The 18,721-nt window shown below is 69.1% G+C and carries 16 protein-coding genes; 10 read left to right on the top strand and 6 right to left on the bottom strand.

Going from position 1 to position 18,721, the window contains the following annotated elements:
• Positions 1-19 precede the first annotated feature (19 nt).
• Positions 20-2,227 carry a helicase-associated domain-containing protein gene (locus FEZ32_RS01755; RefSeq protein WP_138679750.1) on the bottom strand — a complete coding sequence of 736 codons (2,208 nt, stop codon included), beginning with the start codon at positions 2,225-2,227 and terminating at the stop codon, positions 20-22.
• Complete coding sequence (locus FEZ32_RS01750; protein ID WP_138679749.1) at positions 2,224-3,108, bottom strand: hypothetical protein; 885 nt, start codon at positions 3,106-3,108, stop codon at positions 2,224-2,226. Before FEZ32_RS01750 ends, FEZ32_RS01755 begins: the two co-directional genes overlap by 4 nt.
• A gap of 312 nt (positions 3,109-3,420) precedes the next feature.
• On the opposite strand from FEZ32_RS01750, the gene nagB reads away from it, so the two are divergent.
• Complete coding sequence (gene nagB, locus FEZ32_RS01745) at positions 3,421-4,206, top strand: glucosamine-6-phosphate deaminase (protein ID WP_138679748.1); 786 nt, start codon at positions 3,421-3,423, stop codon at positions 4,204-4,206.
• A 92-nt stretch (positions 4,207-4,298) separates the two neighbouring features.
• On the opposite strand, the gene FEZ32_RS01740 is transcribed toward nagB, so the two are convergent.
• A complete protein-coding gene (locus tag FEZ32_RS01740) occupies positions 4,299-5,021 on the bottom strand; it encodes an ABC transporter permease (RefSeq protein ID WP_138680814.1) in 723 nt (240 codons plus the stop codon).
• A gap of 470 nt (positions 5,022-5,491) precedes the next feature.
• Here FEZ32_RS01740 and FEZ32_RS01735 point away from each other — a divergent pair, with 470 nt between their 5' ends.
• The 4 genes from FEZ32_RS01735 (at position 5,492) to FEZ32_RS01720 (ending at position 10,876) form a co-directional block, all read left to right on the top strand.
• Positions 5,492-5,875 (top strand): cold-shock protein, encoded by a 384-nt coding sequence (locus FEZ32_RS01735; RefSeq protein WP_028703458.1) that lies wholly within the window; start codon positions 5,492-5,494, stop codon positions 5,873-5,875.
• Positions 5,876-6,183: 308 nt separating this feature from the next.
• Positions 6,184-6,924 carry a DUF3027 domain-containing protein gene (locus tag FEZ32_RS01730; protein ID WP_138680813.1) on the top strand — a complete coding sequence of 247 codons (741 nt, stop codon included), beginning with the start codon at positions 6,184-6,186 and terminating at the stop codon, positions 6,922-6,924.
• 351 nt (positions 6,925-7,275) lie between these two features.
• Complete coding sequence (locus FEZ32_RS01725; protein ID WP_244937885.1) at positions 7,276-8,886, top strand: vWA domain-containing protein; 1,611 nt, start codon at positions 7,276-7,278, stop codon at positions 8,884-8,886.
• Between the two features lie 583 nt (positions 8,887-9,469).
• Positions 9,470-10,876: an NCS2 family permease gene (locus tag FEZ32_RS01720; RefSeq protein WP_138680812.1), complete on the top strand. Its 1,407-nt coding sequence runs from the start codon at positions 9,470-9,472 to the stop codon at positions 10,874-10,876.
• A 64-nt stretch (positions 10,877-10,940) separates the two neighbouring features.
• On the opposite strand, the gene FEZ32_RS01715 is transcribed toward FEZ32_RS01720, so the two are convergent.
• Positions 10,941-11,624 carry a hypothetical protein gene (locus FEZ32_RS01715; RefSeq protein WP_138679746.1) on the bottom strand — a complete coding sequence of 228 codons (684 nt, stop codon included), beginning with the start codon at positions 11,622-11,624 and terminating at the stop codon, positions 10,941-10,943.
• Positions 11,625-11,819: 195 nt separating this feature from the next.
• Between FEZ32_RS01715 and FEZ32_RS01710 the strand changes: the two genes are divergently transcribed.
• Complete coding sequence (locus FEZ32_RS01710) at positions 11,820-12,764, top strand: hypothetical protein (RefSeq protein WP_138679745.1); 945 nt, start codon at positions 11,820-11,822, stop codon at positions 12,762-12,764.
• A 23-nt stretch (positions 12,765-12,787) separates the two neighbouring features.
• On the opposite strand, the gene serC is transcribed toward FEZ32_RS01710, so the two are convergent.
• Positions 12,788-13,918, bottom strand: a complete 1,131-nt coding sequence (gene serC, locus FEZ32_RS01705; protein WP_051238489.1) for a phosphoserine transaminase — start codon at positions 13,916-13,918, stop codon at positions 12,788-12,790.
• Between the two features lie 109 nt (positions 13,919-14,027).
• Here serC and FEZ32_RS01700 point away from each other — a divergent pair, with 109 nt between their 5' ends.
• The 4 genes from FEZ32_RS01700 to trxA all read left to right on the top strand — a co-directional run bounded on the left by FEZ32_RS01700 (position 14,028) and on the right by trxA (position 17,441).
• Positions 14,028-15,161 carry an N-acetylglucosamine-6-phosphate deacetylase gene (locus FEZ32_RS01700; RefSeq protein ID WP_138679744.1) on the top strand — a complete coding sequence of 378 codons (1,134 nt, stop codon included), beginning with the start codon at positions 14,028-14,030 and terminating at the stop codon, positions 15,159-15,161.
• Between the two features lie 212 nt (positions 15,162-15,373).
• The gene (locus FEZ32_RS13765; protein ID WP_338028430.1) at positions 15,374-16,060 is read left to right on the top strand and encodes a metal-dependent transcriptional regulator; all 687 of its coding nucleotides are present in this window, start codon (positions 15,374-15,376) and stop codon (positions 16,058-16,060) included.
• Positions 16,061-16,072: 12 nt separating this feature from the next.
• On the top strand, positions 16,073-16,924 hold the full coding sequence (locus FEZ32_RS01690; RefSeq protein ID WP_138679743.1) for a class I SAM-dependent methyltransferase: 852 nt from the start codon (positions 16,073-16,075) through the stop codon (positions 16,922-16,924).
• Between the two features lie 136 nt (positions 16,925-17,060).
• Positions 17,061-17,441 carry a thioredoxin gene (gene trxA / locus FEZ32_RS01685; RefSeq protein ID WP_028703466.1) on the top strand — a complete coding sequence of 127 codons (381 nt, stop codon included), beginning with the start codon at positions 17,061-17,063 and terminating at the stop codon, positions 17,439-17,441.
• Positions 17,442-17,577: 136 nt separating this feature from the next.
• Here the strand turns inward: trxA and FEZ32_RS01680 are convergent, their stop codons facing one another.
• A complete protein-coding gene (locus FEZ32_RS01680) occupies positions 17,578-18,654 on the bottom strand; it encodes a transaldolase family protein (RefSeq protein ID WP_028703467.1) in 1,077 nt (358 codons plus the stop codon).
• Positions 18,655-18,721: the final 67 nt, after the last annotated feature.

The following is an 18,721-nucleotide window of genomic DNA, read 5'->3' as shown; positions in this document are numbered from 1 at the left end:
TCCTCCGTCGCCAAGTCCGCTACTGGGCCACCGCCCGGGCGGCGCTCACTCGCGGCACCGGGATAATGACGATCCCCCCGCCACCACGGCGCACACAGCGCATCGCCCCCTTGGCCAGAGCCATCACCTTCAGCGTCTCAGAGGTCGTCGTGCCGTCGTCGCGCACCCAGGTGACCTCCAGCCAGGTGCCGTCGGCCTGGGCGCGGTGCAGGATCGCCAGCAGATGACGCGAGTCGTTGAAGGTCGGCAGGCTCGCCAGCGACTCGGCCACCGCCTTGGGATCGGACCGGGGACCCGGGGGGAGCCCCGGGCCGCCGTGATCGGCGGTCCGTGCCCTGGCCGGGGCCGGAGCGTTGAAGATGTCGCCGTGGGCGTCGCGGGCCACCGGACTCAGACCCATGTCGCGCAGCGCGGCCAGCACCACGTCGGGGTCGGCCTGTGCCGCCAGCACGGTGGGGGCCAGTCGTCTCAGGCCCAGTCCCTCGGCGGCCGAACTGCGCAGCAGGGTCTCCATCAGACTCGGGTCGTCGACCTCCAGGACCGAGCCGGTGGCGGCCACCGAGACCCGCCCGTGGTCACGGACGACGTCGTCCAGCAGCACCAGGAGTCCCTGGGGCACCTCCGACATCGAGTGCAGACGCCACCACTCGCGCACCTGGTCGCCGCTCCAACCGGCATCCAACGCGCGACGCAGGCTGGTCCGGGTGAACCGGCGCACGCCGGCGACGCCGGTGGACTCGCGGTCTGCCAGCAGGGCCAGGTCGGCGGCAAGGGCGGGGGTGAGGGGTCCGGGGGCCACCGCGGTGAGATCGGACTGCAGGATGACGCTCTCCTGTCGCTGCGGCATGCCGGGATCCTCGGTGGCGTCGACCAGGCCCGAGCGGGCGCCCAGCGCCGTGAGGCCCAGAACCTGGCACTCCTCGGTGGTCGCCCTCAGCACGGGGGCGGCCTCGAGCACCGGCCAGACGGGATGGCGCCAGGCGATCCTGGCGATCACCAGTTCGGGATCCACGGGGGTCCCGGGCTCGGCGGTCCTGAGCTCGTTGAGGACCTGCTGGCGCCAGGCGCGGGCGGTGGCCGGAGCCGGGGCGTCCAGGGTGTTCGACAGCTCGCCGGGGGTCTGGGGAATGGCCAGCCAGGCGTCGCGGAGCACCTGCCACTGGGTCCACAGCTCGTCCTGACGCCACTTGTCGGCGGTGGTGGTCGGCAGCCAGCCGCGGCTGTCGGCAGCGATGAGATTGGCCGACACCGCCACCGTGAGGTACCACCAGCCGGTGTCGCCGTGGGCCACCCTGGCCAGCGCCCGGGTGGCGTCGCGCTTGGCCATCCCGCCGGATGCCAGCCGGGCCGGGGTGATCGTCTCGACCGCCTCCAGCAGGGCCGACATCGAGGAGATGGCCTCAAGAGCGGTGCCCAGAGCCGCCGAGTCGGTCCGTGCGGCGGGGTGCGGTGAGGGCCAGGCGGGCGGCCGGGCGGACACCGGGTTCTGGAACAGCCGGCCCTTGCGCAGCACCAGGGAGACCTCCCGGGGCAGCACGACGGTCTCGTCGTCGACCGGGTGAAGCAGCCGGTGGGCCAGTGCCAGGTCGATCGGGGAGGTGGCCGTCTCGGGGCTCACCGCGCGGCGGGCGTGCGGCACATGTCCCGACGGGGACCACATCAGACGGTGCAGGACCGGCAGCACGGTCGGTCCTGCGGCATCCAGTCGCTCGGAGACCTCGGCCGCGGTGAGAGGTTGACCGGATTCGGGCGCCAGTCCGGCAGGGCTCGGTCCCAGTACCGAGGCGGCTGCGCTGACCAGGTGGAACTGATCCTCCTCGGGCAGCACCAGGGCGAGGTCCTCGAGGTGGTCGACGGCCTCGTCGAGATCGCGTCGGGAGGGCAGACCGACGCTGTGGGGGGTGCCCGAGTGCTCGCCGGCCCCCTCACTGGTCTGCTCAGCTGTCGCGGTTGTCCGGTCGCCGCTCGCGGCGTCCAGCAGGTGACCGGCCAGGTCATCCCTCGAGACGTCCCCCAGGGCGGCGATGGCCAGTACGACGCGGTACTGCCAGCTGTCGAGGCCGTCCAGAGCGGCGCGCACCGAGGCCTGGGTGGAGGCTCTCTCGGCCATCTCGGCCAGCGACCGAGGGGGCGGGCTCGCCAGATCGGGGCGCAGGCTGAGCAGCTGGGTCATCGCGTCGGTGTCCATCCCGCGAATCACCGAGGCCAACGTGATCGTGCCGCTCATCGTGAGATCCCCTGTCGCCCCTGAGAGGGATCGGTTCTGGGTGTGGGTGTGAGTTCTCGGTCGATGATGATCATCGAGGCGACCAGGATGGCGATATTGGCCATCCAGCAGGTCCATCGGAGCTGTTCCCAGCCGCTGCGGGTGGGGCTGCCGAGGACGGTCATGAGCAGCGCGAGGGCGGTCGCGACGCCGTAGAGCCGCAGCAGGGCGGTGCGGGCGACCGGGTGGCGCCAGGTGAAGTACCAGCCGACCGCCAGGGCGGGCAGCGACAGCCAGGTGCCCAGGCAGCCGGCCACCACGCTGGCCACCAGCCCCCAGCCCAGACCGCGGCACAGCGCTCCCAGGGTCCTGTTTCCGGGCAGTTCGGGGCGCTCCCCCCACAGCCCCGAGGGCTCGGCGGGGGCCAGGTTGAGGCCGTTGTCGAGGGCGGGCTCCGGGGGTGCCCAACGGTCGGACCCGGATCGTGCGGAACCGCGTCGGGCCGCACCCGAGTGGGCGGGGCCGGACGGTTCGAGACCGGACTGAACGACGCTGGACGGGCTGGACGGTTCGGGGCCGGTGAGCGGGGAACCGCCCCATCCTGCCGGTCCGCCCGAGGTGAGGATCGGCCGACGCGGATCGATCTCGGCGTGACGGCCCCACTGAATCGGCACCCCGGTGGAGGAGAACGGGAGACTCGGGTCCCGGGTCTCCCCGGTCTGCGGGACGAGGGAGGACAGTGGCGGCTGATGAGGTGATGCCTGATAACCCTGCGGAGGATCGGCCGGCAGATCAGGACGCGGGGCGTCGGGGCGGACGGCCGACGACTCCAGGGGGGTGGTGTCCGGCATCGCGAAGGCCATCGGCGGTTCGACGGCTCCGACGACGTCGGTGAGAGTCACCGGTGCGGGTGTACCCCCGGACGAGGCACGGCCGCTCGATCTCATCGCAGTCATGCTCGTCTCAGTCACCCTGGTAGCCACAGCCCCATCTTAGGGAGGAGGACGACCCCGTCCCGTCCGGCCGACCGCCCCGACGGTCCTGTCGGCGTGCTCAACGCTCGCCCTGATGGTCGAACCGCGCATCTGAAGTGCGCGCATCACTCAAAATCCTGTTCATTGAGTGTCCCGACTCCTACTCTCGAAATCGACTCAGGAAAGACGCGCCGGCCACCGCCGTGCCGCGTCGCGACACACTATCGAGGGGGCTCCATCGTGGAGGTCATCATCTGCAAGGACGCCGACGAGGCGGGGCGACGGGCAGCGGCTCGGATCGCTGCGATCCTGTCCACGCGTCCCGATCCGGTGCTCGGGGTCGCCACCGGCAGCTCGCCGCTGCCGACCTACCGGGCGCTGGCCGATCTGGTGCACTCCGGTCGGCTCGACGTCTCCCGCCTGAGGGCCTTCGCCCTCGACGAGTATGTCGGGATGCCGATCGACGACGAGCGCAGCTATGCGGCGACGATTCGCCACGAGGTCACCGAGCGGCTCGGCCTCGACCCGGCCGGCGTCCACGTCCCCGACGGCCTGGCCAGTGACATCGTGGCCGGTTGCCGGGCCTACGAGAAGGCCATCAGGGATGCCGGCGGGATCGACGTCCAGATTCTCGGGATCGGCGGAAACGGGCACATCGGCTTCAACGAGCCCAGTTCCTCCTTCGCCTCCCGCACCCGGATCAAGACCCTCGCCCCGCGCACCCTGCGCGACAACGCGCGGTACTTCAAGGAGGGCGAGACGGTTCCCACCCACTGCGTCACCCAGGGGCTCGGCACCATCATGGATGCCCGCCATGTCGTCCTGCTGGCCAGCGGTGAGAGGAAGGCCGATGCGGTGGCCGCCGCCGTCGAGGGCCCGGTCAGTGCGATGTGCCCGGGCTCGATCCTTCAGCACCACGAGCACGCGGTCATCGTCGTCGACGAGGCCGCCGCCGCCAACCTGAAGCTGGCCGACTACTACCGCTATGTCTGGCAGCACAAGCCGGAGGAGTACAAGGACTTCTGACGGCGTCCCGCTCCTCGGCCGGGCAGTCGCGCCCTGATGGTGGAAGGTGCCCGGAAGGGCGCCGACCCCGGGTGCGCCCACCGGGGAGCGGTTCACTCGTGCAGAGTGCGCTTCAGGTCCGGGGGCAGCAGCAGCGCTGCGCACACCAGCCGATGGGCGACAACGACGGTGACCGCCTGGCCGGCGAGGATGCCGATCAGGACCAGCAGCTGGGCGGCACCGGCCTGGAGGGCGGATCCGCCACCGAGCAGGACGCCGATGAAGGCTCCCGGAAGGGTCACGAGGCCGACTGTTCGGGTGCTGTCGACACTGGGGATGACGGCCTCGGCGACACAGTGCTCGGTCACCATCCGGATGGCCTCGGAGCGCGGCAGGCCGAGCGAGAGGGCCGCCTCGAAGGTGCCGGTGTTCTCGCGCAGCTCGGGGAACAGACGTCGACCGGCCAGGGTGTGGCCGTTCATCATGTTCCCGATGATGATCCCGGCCATCGGGATGAGGGTTGCGGCGTTGAAGGGTGCCGAACCGCTGACGAAGATGATCGTGAGCACCGGCAGCACGCCACTGGCCACCGCGACCGCGGTCCAGGGCCAGGCCCTGCCGACTCCGGTGCGCCTGGCGGTCGTGATGACGCCGACGACGAACATCAACAGGGTGAAGGCGGCGCCCGCCCACAGATGCTGCAGGGCGTAGCGGAGGACCAGGGAGACGGCGGCGAGCTGGACCGTGGCCCGAACTGCGGAGATCACCGACGACTTGCTGATTCCGAGGCGGCCGAGACGGGAGGCGATCACCGCCAGTCCCACCAACGCCACCAGTGCCACGATGAGTTGCCAACTGGGACCAACTGTCATGCGCCATCTCCATACCCGGCACGAGTCGCGCGACCGGTCCGGACAACGCAAGGGCTGACTGGTACCTGGTTCACGGCGAGAGTGGCCCCGATCGTCAGGGGCCCGGCCGTCGCGCCCCACACCATACCGGCCCCAGCACGGCTGCGCCGGAAGCGCTCGAGGCACGACACCGAGGGACGACTCCGGGTCGTCGGGCGGGAGACCGGGACCGGAGCGGGGACGAGCGGCTCCGGTCCGGCAAGTGGGTGCGGTCGGGCCAACCTTGGCACTGTTGTGGGGAGCTTGTAGGCTGAGTAGCTGACTGGGAACAGAGACCTGGAGCCGACACTGTCGGTTCCGTGAGCCGTCGTCGGGCCACGAGATGCCGACGGCGGTTCTTCATTCCCAGGCACCAGAACAAGTACGAGTACGCAGAATCGGGGAGTGAGCCAGCGATGCCAACCGGGAAGGTGCGTTTCTACGACGCCGCCAAGGGGTTCGGTTTCCTGACCAGGGACGGCGGTGGCGACGTGTACGTCAACGCCTCCGCCCTGCCCAGCGGTACGACGACGTTGAAACCCGGCCAGAAGGTGGAGTTCGGCGTCGTCGAGGGCAGGCGGGGTGACCAGGCACTGTCTCTCCAGCTCGTCGAGACCCCGAAGTCGCTGTCGAAGTCGACCCGGAAGTCCCCCGACCAGCTGGCCGTCATCTGCGAGGACCTCATCAAGATGCTGGACCACATGGGCAATGGCTATCGTCACGGCCGCCATCCCGATCCTCGGACCGCCTCCAAGGTGGCCAAGATGCTGAGAGCCGTTGCCGACGAGTTGGAGCTGTGATGAGCGCCCAGTACCCAGAATCCATGGACTCCACGGAGCCCGCTGTCCCCTCGGAGTCGGAGGTCGCCCCCGAGGCCGCTGCCTCCTCCGAGGCTGCTGCTCCCGAGTCGGTCGACGCCCCGCAGTCGACTGTTCCCGCCGAGTCCACCGACTCCTCGGAGTCGGCTGCTGCTCCTGAGCCCGCTGTTTCCTCTGGTTCTTCTGAGCCCTCGAATCCCTCCGAGGTCGAGGAACCGCAGGGGGCCCCCGAGGCGCACGACGCCCCGGTCCGCAAGCGTGCCGCCGCCAAGCCGAAGGCCGACTCGACCCTGGTCAAGGCGGTCGACCAGGCCCGGGAGGCCGCCGAGTTCCAGGCCGGCGACTTCGGCGTCGGGGAGTACCTCGGCGCCGTGATCGAGGGGGATCGCGTCCTCACCCATCTCTTCGAGTGCCCGCACCCCGGATACCGGGGCTGGCACTGGTCGGTGACGATGGCGCGCGCCCTGCGCGGCCGCAACGTCACCGTCGACGAGGTGTCCCTGATGCCCGGCGACGACGCCCTCATCGCCCCGGCCTGGGTGCCGTGGCGGGAGCGGGTGGAGCCCGGCGACATCACCCCCGGCTCCCTGCTGCCGACCCCCGACAACGATCCTCGGCTGGAGCCCGGCTACACCGGTGGTGAGCTGGCCGCCGACGAGGATCCCGCGGAGTGGGCCGCCACCCGCGCGGTGGCCGGCGAGCTCGGCCTCGGCCGGGAGCGGGTGCTCTCCATGGAGGGCCGCGACCGCGCGGCCGAACGCTGGTTGGAGGGTCCCGCCGGACCCGACGACAGCTTCACCAAGCACGCCCCGGGGCAGTGCCAGACGTGCGGCTACTTCGTCCGCCTCCAGGGTGGGCTGGGCCGCCTGTTCGGGGCCTGCACCAACGAGTACTCGCCCTTCGACGCCCATGTCGTGGAGATCGAGCACGGCTGCGGCGGCCACTCGGACCTGGTGGAGAAGAAGCGCGGCATCGAGCTTCCCGAGCCGGTCTTCGACACCATCTCCGTCGACTCCTCACTTTTCGACTGAGAGTTTCTCTCCGCCGTGTTCCCTGAACTGGGGACAGGCGATGGGCGCCATTCTGCTCGTGAGAGTGTGGGGTCTCCCTGGGCTGCCGACATGGCACGACGATGGCTGGTCCTCCCACTCGCAGCGGCATTGATGGTGGCGGGGTGCTCGGTTCCGGGATTGTCATCATCGGCGCACTCGCCCGCCGGGTCCGGCGCATCCGGCGCATCCGGCGCATCGCAGCCTGCCTCTGCAACAGCGGCCCCCACGGGCTCGTCGGCCGCATCCCCTGAACGGCGTCCGGCGAACTACCTGCTCATCGTGGACGCATCGGGTTCGATGCGGAAGTCCGATGTGGGTGGTGGTACTCGGATGACCGCCGCCCAGGACGCCGCCTCGAAGTTCGTGTCCTCCCTGCCGAAGGGATCCAGGGTCGGCCTGGTGAGCTACGGCGACAAGACCTTGGAGGAGGCCCCGCGCTCGGCCGGATGTGGTGATGTCTCGCTGAAGGTTCCGGTCGGGTCTGACATTGGCGCGGTGACCCGTCAGGTCAAGACCCTCAGGCCGGTGGGATGGACGCCGATCGGGAAAGCCCTGCAGACAGCGGCCGCCCAGGCGAAGGGCCAGCCCCTCAATGTCGTCCTCATCACCGATGGCGAGGACTCCTGCGCACCGCCCGACCCGTGTCAGACGGCGGCCACGCTGGCGGCCGACAACGCAGGCCTGTCGATATCGGCGATCGGCCTGAACGCGTCCTCCGACCAGCTGTCCTGCATCGCCAGCAAGGGCAAGGGGTACTTCGTCACCGCCAGCAACTCCGCCCAACTGGCGCGTCGTCTCGAGGCGCTGGGGGACCCGGATGCAGCCTCCCGGACCCTTTCCCCCTCTGGAGTCCAGTCGATCCGGCCCGGACAGCTGGTCGACGAGATCCGCAAGAGCCACCCGGGATTCCCGAAGGTGGACTCCGGTACGCAAGTGCGAGTGGTCTGGATGAACTGCACCTGGACGTTCAGCGCGAAAGGCGTCCTCACCTCGATCGCACTGGAGGGATCGGGGTCGGCCTCGACCATCGACGGGCTGAGGGTGGGGGACGCCGCCGCGGCGCTGAACGTGCTCGGGGCGCCCGTCTCGACCTCGACCAACGGCGGAGTGGAGACGCGCCTCTACCCGGCAGACGTGCGTCTCGGACTGGGCTGGAAGGTGCAGATCAAGGACGGCAGGATCATCACCATTGTGCTGTGCACCTGTCTCACCGGTAGCTGCCCTCCGTCGGTGGACCAGATCCGGAAGATCCAGGATGACCCCACGATGAATCCGACGAAGATCACCTGCATCGACGACGGGAACTGGGTGGTTGTGGAGTCCAACTTCGAGGGGGACCACACCGGAGGATGGCTCTTGCTGCAACGGACAGGCGGCGGGTGGACCAAGGTCAAGCGGGTGACCCACGCCGGCGACTGCTACGAGTTGCCCGAGGATGCACCGTACGGCGAGTTGGAGAAGCCGTTGGGAGGCTTCTGCAACTTCCGGGCATCGGCTGTCGGAGTGAAGACAGCCCCCAGCACGATGGATGGGGCCGGACCAATAGTGCTGGGAATGACCAGGGAGACTCTCGAAGGTCCTTCGGTGAACCTGTCCATGGAGGATGAGTGTGGGGGACACGCCGCTCCGAACGTCGTCAACGGCTTTGTCCCTGGTCTTGACGGCTATCACCTCCGGTTCATGGACGGGAAGCTCACCGCCATGGCGGTGGACGCCCTAGGTGCGAGGACGACCTCGGGGGCCACTGTGGGGATGAGCGTCAAGGATCTCCTGAGTCTCTATCAGGGAACCCTCACGGTGGACACGGAGCACGGCGGGTACTCCTACACCGCCGGAGGCAGAACACTGGAGTTCACGAGCTTGGGCGACGACGGCTTCGAAACGAACACTGTGCTGGCAATCCGCGTGCACTACAGCAACTCGCCCTGGGCCGTCTGCTGATCGGGTGGCGTGCGGGACCGCGATCTCGGAGGTGAACATTTCACTCGCGGAAGTGCCCTTCGGGGCGCTGGTGCGTGGTGGACCCCGGTTCCGTGAGTGATCGGTTCACTCGGGTGAGGTTTGGGTTGGCCGTTCCACCGATTTGGGCCATCCGACGGTACGTTTACCTTGTGATCCGCCTGCGGACTCGGGTGCCGGGCGCCCTGAGGCCCCCTACGGAGCTGCTCTGCCGCTAGGCGCGGGTCGTTGGGAGTGTCGGGGTGCGGTCGGCGGGGGAGTTCGCGGTCCGGGGTGAACATTTCACTCGCGGAAGTGCCCTTCGGGGCGCTGGTGGGTGGTGACCCCCAGTTCCCTGAGTGATCGGTTCACCCTCAGCGGAGCTGCCCCCGAAACGATCACCGGGACAGCTCACCGCCGGTCCTCGTAACACGATCGATTTCAGAATCTCAGTATCATGCTCGCCGTGTCTGTGACCCCCACATATCCAGAACCAAACAGCAGAATCGATCGCTGGTTCGAGCTCACCAAGCGAGGCACCACCCGCTCCAAGGAGATCCGCGGCGGTGTCGTGACCTTCTTCACGATGGCCTACATCCTCGCTCTGAACCCCCTCATCCTCGGAGCAGCCGCCGACAAGAACGGCAAGCTCCTCAGTGGCGCCCCGAAGTTCCTCGACGCGGCGGGCAAGACCCTCAACGAGGCCGCCATCGATCACAACAAGATGATGGTCCTGGCGGTGACCGCCCTGGTCGCCGGTGTGATGACCATCTTCATGGGCATTTACGGCCGGTTCCCGCTGGGTATCGCCGCCGGACTCGGCATCAACTCGCTGCTCGCGTACGGCGTGGCACCCACGATGACCTGGCCTCAGGCGATGGGCCTGGTCGTCTGGGAGGGCATCCTCATCTTCATCTTCGTCATCTCCGGTCTTCGGGAGATGATCTTCCGCGCCGTGCCTCGCAGCCTCCGAGCGGCCATCGGCGTGGGCATCGGTCTGTTCATCGCCTTCGTCGGACTTGTCGACTCCGGTGTGGTTCGCGCCGGCACCGGCACCCCGGTCCAGCTGGGAGTCAACGGGTCCCTGGTGGGCTGGCCGATCTTCGTATGCGTGGTCGGGTTCATCGCCGTGGTGATCCTGTACGTCAAGAAGGTCCGCGGCGCGATGCTCATCGCGATCGCGGGCGGCTCGATCCTGGCCCTCATCATCGAGGAGATCGGCAAGATCGGTCCCCACATCGGCGACCAGAATCCCACCGGCTGGGCGCTCAACGTCCCCCGTCTGCCGGCGGCCTCCAGCTTCTCCTGGCCCGATCTCGGGCTGGTCGGGCGGGTCGACCTGTTCGGCGGATTCCTGAAGGACGGCCACTTCAACATCGCCACCTTCATCTCGGTGCTGCTGGTGGTCTTCTCCCTGATGCTGGCCGACTTCTTCGACACCATGGGTACCGTCGTGGCGATCGGCGCCCAGGCCGGGCTCAATGATGCCGAGGGCAACCCGCCCCACCTCAAGGAGATCCTGCTGGTGGACTCCCTGGCCGCGGTCGCCGGCGGACTGGGATCCTCGTCCTCCAACACCGGTTTCATCGAGTCCTCGGCCGGTGTCGGCGAGGGCGCCAGGACCGGTTTCGCATCCGTGGTCACCGGCATCCTGTTCCTGCTGTCGATGCTCATCTCCCCGGTGATCACGATGATCCCCTCGGAGGCCGCCGCCCCGGTGCTGGTCTTCGTCGGATTCCTCATGATGTCCCAGGTCACCGACATCAAGTGGAATGACGTCGTCGAGGGACTTCCGGCCTTCGCCGCCATCATCCTGATGCCCTTCACCTACTCGATCACCGCCGGTATCGGTGCCGGGTTCATCCTGTACTGCATCACCAAGCTGTTCGTCGGCAGGGCTCGCCTGGTCCATCCCATCCTGTGGGCGGTCTCGGCGCTGTTCGTCATCTACTTCGGCCAGGGGCTGCTCCTCGATCTCATCGCGAAGCTCTGACCCCCGCCGCCGACAAGCTGCCACAAGCTGCCGACAGGCGACACGACCGGTCACGCCGGCCAGATCACATCGTTGTTCTCTCGATGGTGCTCTGGCCGGCGTGCCACACCACGAACAGGTCGGGAGCCGCCCGTCCGGCCCCCGGCGCGGCGGCACTCCAGGCCGGGAACTGGACGAGGAACCCGACGAGCCCGGCGACCGTCTCCCGGTTCGGCTCGGACACCCGTTCGGCGATCGCCGACAGGGCGTCCCGGGTGGCGGTGACATGGGCCGCCCGGGAGTAACCGGTGCGCATCCCCGGGGCCGGACGCAGCGGGATCTGGGGGTCGCTGCCGAACAGTCGACGCAGGGACAACTCGCTGGGCAGCCCGGCCCGGGCCAGGTCGAACTCGAAGTCGTCGACCCGGCCGAGGTCCATCGACATCGAGTGGGTCCCCCACGACAGGTTGTGCAGCCACAGGTCGAGCACCCGCCAGCAGCGGACCAGCCGGTCGGGGGAGACGAACCGGCCCGCGATGAGATCGTCCACGTCCTGGGGGGTGGGCCAGTTCACCGGCAGGATCGGCGCCTCGTTGTCGATCCGGGTGACCGGGCGCAGCTTGGACCACAACCCCCGTCTACGAGGCGTCTCGGGCACGCTGAAGTGCTCCTGTGCCCAGCCGCGAAGCGTGCGTGCCTGTGCCTCGTCGGCTCCGAAGATGTCTCGAACCTCATTGATCGAGATGGCGTGAAGCCGTAACTCACCCATGCGCCAACGGTACAGACCCGATCCCGGAACTATCGTGGAACCCGTGGATCCGCGCTCAAGACAGTACGTCGTGACAACAGCCCTCGTCCTGGTCGTGGTGCTCGTGGTGGTCGGTGCCCTGCTGGGAGCCCGATGAGCGGGGATCGAATGATCGGCCACGGTGGCCTCGGCCCGTCCGTGGCAGGATGGAGCCTCGTGACTGGAAGCCTCCCGCGACGCGTGCTGCAGACCGTCGTCTGCGCCCTGGCCGCCTGGACTCTGGCAGCCGGTCCCGCGGTGGCCGCCCCCCAGGGGTTCTCCATCCAGGTCTCCGGCGTCTCGGCCCCGGTCGGAATGGCCGCCGACACCGACGGCAACTGCTACTGGGTGACCGACGGCAGCTCGCGGACCACCCGCACCCTGGTGGCCGTCGACGCCCAGGGCCGTCGCAGCAAGGAGGTGTCCTGGCAGGTGACGCCCACCAGTGTCCAGGCACTGGCCTGGTCCGACAGCTCGCTGTTCGTCGGCGACATCGGCGACCCGACAACCAGCCGCAAGAGTATTCAGGTGCTCAGCCCCCAGGCCCTCGACGGGTCGGCGACCTCCTGGCGCGCCTGGGACCTCGTCTATCCCGACGGACCCCATGACGCCGACGCCATGGCGGTCAGCGGGAGGGGCAACATCTACATCGTCACCCGCGGCGACTCCCCGGCGATCTACCGGGCGCCCACCGAGCTGAGCCGCGACTCCGACAACACCCTGGTCCGGGTCGCGAGCGCTCCCGCCGATGTCACCGACGCCGTCTTCCTGTCGGACGGCAAACGGATCGCGCTGCGCACCAGGGACCAGGTCACCCTGGTGGACGCCTACACCTGGAAGACGCTGGCCACCGCGCCGGTCTCCCCGTCGGGGGGAGACGCCATCTCATCGACCCTGTCGGGCGACGGTCTCCAACTGGCCGGCTCCTCGACGACGGTCACCGGGATGAGCCTGCCCGGCGGCTCCACCAGCGCGACGCCGACCCCCTCGGCATCGGCGGCCGCCCCTGCCCACAGCGACGATGACGACACCGCCGGGATCCGGTGGGGGACGCTCATCACCCTGGTGGCCAGCGTGCTGCTGGCGGTCGCGGCGGCAGTGGTGGTGTACCGGGCGAAGTAGCCTGGCGGGGGCCGAGGGGCCTCTCAGGCCCCGACCCGGGGCATCCTCTCCAGGATCCAGTCCAGGCAGGCGACCAGCGCACGGACATCCTCCGGGTCGACCGAGGAGAAGGTCCCGACCCGGATCTGGTTGCGCCCCAGCCCCCGGTAGGGCTCGATGTCGAGAATCCCGTTCTCTCGGGCGATCGCGCACAGCTGCGCCGAGTCGATGCTGTGGTCCAGGTCGATGGTCACCACCACCGGGCTGCGCAGCGCCGGGTCCTGGACGAACGGGGAGGTCAGCGGGTTGTCCTGGGCCCACCGGTAGAGGACTCCGGAGGAGGTGTGGGTGCGGTTGGCCGCCCACGCCATCCCGCCGTGCTCCAGCAGCCAGGAGATCTGCGCCTCCAGCATCACCAGGGTGGCGATCGCCGGAGTGTTGAGGGTCTGGTCCTTGCGGGAGTTCTCCACCGCCAGGGTCAGATTGAGGATGTCGGGCACCCAGCGGGCCGAGGAGGTCAGGTCGGCCGACCTCGCGATCGCCGCGGGGGACAGCACCGCCACCCACAGCCCGCCGTCGGAGGCGAAGTTCTTCTGCGGTGAGAAGTAGTAGGCGTCGGTGGCCGAGATGTCGGCATCCACCCCGCCGGCCGCTGAGGTGGCGTCGATCAGCACCAGGGCGGACTCGTCGATACCCTCGGGCCGCTGCACCGGGGCCACGACGCCGGTGGAGGTCTCGTTCTGGGCCCAGGCGTAGGTGCCCACCGCATGGGCGGCCCGCGGCAGCGCCAGTCTGCCGGCCGGGGCCTCGAAGATCGCCGGATCGGCCAGGAAGGGGGCCTTCTGCAGGGTGGTGGCGAATTTGCGGCTGAAAGAGCCGTAGACGCCGTTGGCGCTGCGATGAGCCACCAGGCTGCACGCCGCCATCGACCAGAACAGGGTGGCCCCGCCGTTGCCGAGTGCCACCTCGTAGCCGGCCGGCAGCCGGTACAGCTCGGCCAGACCGGACCGGATGGAGTGCACGACATCCTTGACCGGGGGCTTGCGGTGCGAGGTGCCCATCACCGACCCGGGTGCGGCCAGAGCCTGGATCACCTCGCGTCGGATGCGCGAGGGCCCCGACCCGAAACGGGGGTCGGAGGGCAGCAGATCGACGGGAACCTTCAGCTCAGACATGCCCGAATTCTCCCAGACGGGGGTCGCCGGGACGCCGATGTCCACGCAGGAGGACCCGGACAAGGCATCCTGTGGAAGAATCGAGGGGCGAACACCACCGGAGGTCAGCATGATCATCTCGTCGCGTCACGTTCTCTACCCGGACGGTTCGGTCGGGCCGGCAACGATCACCATCGAGGGTGACCGGTTCAGCGAGGTGGCCCTCGGCGTCCTGGACGCCGAACACGAGGTCGACGAGTGGGTGCTGCCCGGATACGTCGACACCCACTGCCACGGGGCGGCCGGGGCGAGCTTCTCCGACCCCGACCCGGACAAGGTGCGGGCCGCCATCGGGTACCACCGCTCCCAGGGCGCCACCAGCCTGTTCGCCAGCACCGTCACCGAGGACATGGACGACCTGGTCGACCAGATCGGCCGGCTGCGCCAGTTCTGCGCCGAGGGCGAGTTCGACGGCATCCACCTCGAGGGGCCCTTCCTGGCGGAGTCCCGCAAGGGCGCCCACAACGTCGACCTGCTGCGCGATCCGACCCCCGGACGGGTCTCCCGGCTGCTGGACGCCGGTGGCGATGACCTCCGGATGATCACCCTCGCCCCGGAGCGCCGGTGCGGGATCGAGGCGGTGCAGACGATCGCCGCTGCCGGGGTCCACTCGGCCTTCGGCCACTCCGAGGCCGACGCCGCGACCGCCCGCGACGCCGTCGACTCCGGTGCCGACGTCGTCACCCACCTGTTCAACGCGATGGCCCCGATCCATCACCGCAAGCCCGGTCCGGTGCCGTGGATGCTCACCGACTCGCGGGTGATGTGCGAGCTCATCTGCGACGGCGTCCACCTCGCTCCCGATGTCATCCGGATGGCGGTGCAGGCCGCCGGTCCTGAGCGGATCTGCCTGGTCACCGACGCGATGAGCGCCACCGGCCAGCCGGACGGCGACTACATGCTCGGGTCCCTGGCGGTCCGGGTGGTCAACGGCGGTGCCCGGCTGCTCAACCCGGACGGTTCCCTCGGCGCGATCGCCGGGTCCACCCTCACCCTGGGCCGGGCCGTCGAGTTCGTCGTGACCACGGTGGGGATACCGCTGGCCCAGGCCGCCATGATGGCCTCGACCACCCCGGCCCGCTGGCACGGACTGGACGCCGGCGTCATCAAGGCGGGCAGGCGCGCCGACCTGTGCCTCACCACCGGGACGGGTCACCTGGAGCGGGTCATCCGTGCCGGCCGGGAGATCGAGCGGCAGGGCTGACGGGTCGCGGAACGGGGCCGAGCCCGTCCCGCGGGAAGGTCTGCGCGGCCGGTGGAGCACCGGCCGGGGAATGAGTCATCGCGGTGAGCTGTTCCCACATCGGCGTCTCCCACCGCTTCTACCGTGGGACGAACAGAGTTTCAGATGGTTGCGAGGGCCCATCGGGCACGACGGAGGAGAACGTGAGCGGCGAACTCATCGACACCACAGAGATGTACCTGCGTACTCTTTACGAGCTGTTGGAGGAGGGCATCGATCTGCGCAGGGCGAGGATCGTCGAGCGGCTGCATCAGTCCGGGCCCACCGTCTCGCAGACCGTGGCGCGGATGGAGCGCGACGGCCTGCTGGTCGTCAGACCCGACCGCACCATCGAGTTCACCCCTGCCGGCCATGCCCAGGCGGTCAATGTGATGCGCAAGCACCGGCTGGCCGAGTGCCTGCTCACCCAGGTGATCGGACTGGACACCGCCCTGGTCCACGGCGAGGCCTGTCGCTGGGAGCACGTCATCTCCGACGAGGTGGAGAACCGGCTCATCGACATCCTCGACGATCCCGACAAGTCCCCCTACGGCAATGCGATCCCGGCGATCGGCCAGTTCACCAGCACCGACTCGGCGGTCCCCTTCCGCAGGGACTCCCATCCACTCGCCGAGTTCCTCATCGACGGTGGCGAGGGGGACCAGCAGGTGAGGATCGTGCGGTTCACCGAGCACTTCCAGGCCACCGAGCCCAATCTGGCGACGGTCAAGAGGGTCGGCCTGGAGATCGGCGTCCCGATCACCGCGCGACTGCAGGACGGGGCGGTGCTGATCACCGGACCGGACGGCAGCGCGGAGTTCTCCGAACACGACGCCGACGGCATCTTCATCGTCCCGGCCACCATTCCCGCACGTACCTGAGGGGAGCCTGAGGTGAGGAGCGCATCCGTTCGCGAGCTGGCCCGTCGACTGGGTCTGGGGAGCCCCCAGGACCCGTGGCCCGACTATCTGACGCGGTTCCACGCCGAACGTCCGGGAGTGATCCAGGAGGCCCTGCGTCGCAGCACCGCCGGTGAGCGGAATCCTTACTCCTGGCTGGCCAGGGCGGTCTCCTGGACCGCCGAGGTGGTGGTCGACGTCCGCTGCGGAGCCGGGGTGCTGTCGCGCAGACTGGCCGACGGCCGGCGCCAGGTGATCGGCGTGGAGGACTCCGCCGAGGAGCTGGAGCAGGCGATGAGCGGAGGCGCGAGAGCCGACGCCGTGCACTGGGTGCGCGGGGCGTTCGACCACCTGCCGCTGTCCGACTCCTCGGTGGACGCCGTGGTGACCTCGATGGGCATGGTGACGGTGCCCGATCCGCGGCTGCTGGTCGACGAGGCCTCCCGGGTACTGCGCCCCGGTGGGATCTTCGCCTGCATGGCTCCCACCATCCGCCCGGTCCCGCCCTCCCTGATGCGCCCGGCGGTGGAGCTGGCCGCCAGGGTCGGGTCGACGCCGAGCTTCCCCGGCGCACTCGAGCTGAGGATGACCGATCTGCTCGCCCAGCGGGGTCTGCGCAAGGTGGAGGACGCCCGGTCCTGCTACGTGTTCACCGTCCGCGACAGCACCGACGCCGACCTGCTGATGTCGGCGATGTACCTGCCTGGTTCCACCGCCTCCCGCAGGCAGTCGGCCCGCGACTGGCTGGTCCACCAGGTGCAGAGCCGGGGACCGGTCAACCTGCCCGTGCCGATGCGCCGGGTGGTCGCGCTGAAGGATCCGCAGCCGGCCGACGGCGTCGCCTGAGCCGGGCCCCGGCCGCCTCGGGGGCCGGGCAGAGGGGAATAATGCCCCCGGCGGGTGTGTTCCCGAGCCAGAAGAGATGCCGTGACGACTCTGGCATCGGTACCTGAACAGCTTGAATGACTTCACGGAGGTAGACATGGCGACGGTTGCCCTGAACGAGGAGAATTTCGCCTCGACCATTGACTCGAATGATGTCGTGCTCATCGACTTCTGGGCGGGCTGGTGCAACCCGTGCATGCGGTTCGCCCCGATCTACGACAGCGCGAGCGAACGGCACGACGACGTGACCTTCGCCAAGGTCGACACCGAGGCCGAGCAGAACCTCGCCGGCGCCCTGGAGATCACCTCGATCCCCACCCTGATGGCCTTCCGAGCCGGCTACCTGGTCTTCCGCCAGTCGGGTCTGCTGCCCGGATCGGCACTGGACGACCTCATCGCCCAGGTCAAGGCGATCGATCCGGCCGAGCTCGCCAAGCAGGCCGAGGAGCAGCACGCCGAGGAGCACGCCGACATCTGAGGACTGAGGGTCCTCTGGGATCCTCATCCGCCGAGAGCCCCTCGTCCGCTGAGAGGTCCGCCTCACCACAGAGCAATGGCCGGTGAACGGGTTTTGAACCCGTTCACCGGCCATCACTGTGCTGAGCCGGGGTGGATCACGGCTCGGGCATCACGATGTCCTTGACCAGGGTCTCGAGGTCGCAGTCGGCCTTGAGGAACCCGCGCAGGGTGCGCACCGTCGGCCCGAAGGTGTCGAACTCCTCGACGGTCATGCCGTCGGGATCGTAGGCGCGACGGAACTCGGGCATCTTCATCAGGGCGTCGAGGTGGTGCTGGGGAACCGGCTTGCTGATGGCGTCGAAGTCCGGGGTGTAGCCGGAGTCGTTGACCCGCTTGGCCCAGGCGAAGGGCGGGGACAGCACGAGGTCGCCACCGGTCAGCTCGGAGTACTGCAGGACGTTGCGGTAGGCGGCCACCAGGACCCGAGCCTGGAACCCGCGCTCCTGGAAGATCTGGTAGGCGTGCTTGATCGCGGCGATACCGCCCCACTCCAGGGCGCCCGGGTCGATGAACAGCTGCTCGCGGGAGGCGACGATCTTCAGCCAGTCGTCGAGACGACCGCCCATGATGGTCACCACCGGGCCCATCTCGTCGATCGGCTTGCCGTCGGCGACCCGGCGGTCCAGACCGCGCTGGATGGCCTCGGCGGTGCGCACCGCCTGGGGGACCGAGAAGGACACCGTGACATTGATGGAGACGCCGCGGTAGGTGGCGTCCTCGATGGCCTTGACGCCGACGCTGGTGGCCGGCACCTTGACGATGATGTTGGGAGCCATCTGGCTGAAGGACTCGGCCTGGTCGGCCAGGGCCTTGGCGTCGTTGTGCAGGCGGGGGTCGGTCTGGATGGACAGCCGGCCGTTGTGTCCGTGCTGCTCCTTGAAGATCGGCTCGAGCAGGGCGGCGGCCTCCACGGACATGTCCTTGACGGCCTGCCAGCCGACCTCGGCCTCGCCCCAGGTCGGGTGGGCCTTGGCGATCTCGCGGATCCGCGGCGCCCACACGTCGAGGTGCTTCTTGATGGTGCCGTAGGCGATCTGCGGGTTGCAGGTGGCGCCGACGCCGCCGAAGGAGATCGACTGGGTGAGCTCCTCGAGGTCCGCGGAGTCGTTCCACAGGGCGGTCGAGGTGTGCTGCGCCACCTGGAGGAGAGGCCCGGGGGTGTATTCGGTCATTGGATGATCAGCTCCTGTGCTGGATACCTGGGGTCAGCTCGTCATCGTCGTCGCTGACAGACCCCAT

Origin of the sequence: Acidipropionibacterium jensenii (assembly GCF_005890135.1) — a bacterium.
Taxonomy (GTDB): Bacteria; Actinomycetota; Actinomycetes; order Propionibacteriales; family Propionibacteriaceae; genus Acidipropionibacterium; species Acidipropionibacterium jensenii.
The sequence above is the reverse complement of the archived record's forward strand: the minus strand, read 5'-3'. Positions and strand labels throughout refer to the sequence as shown.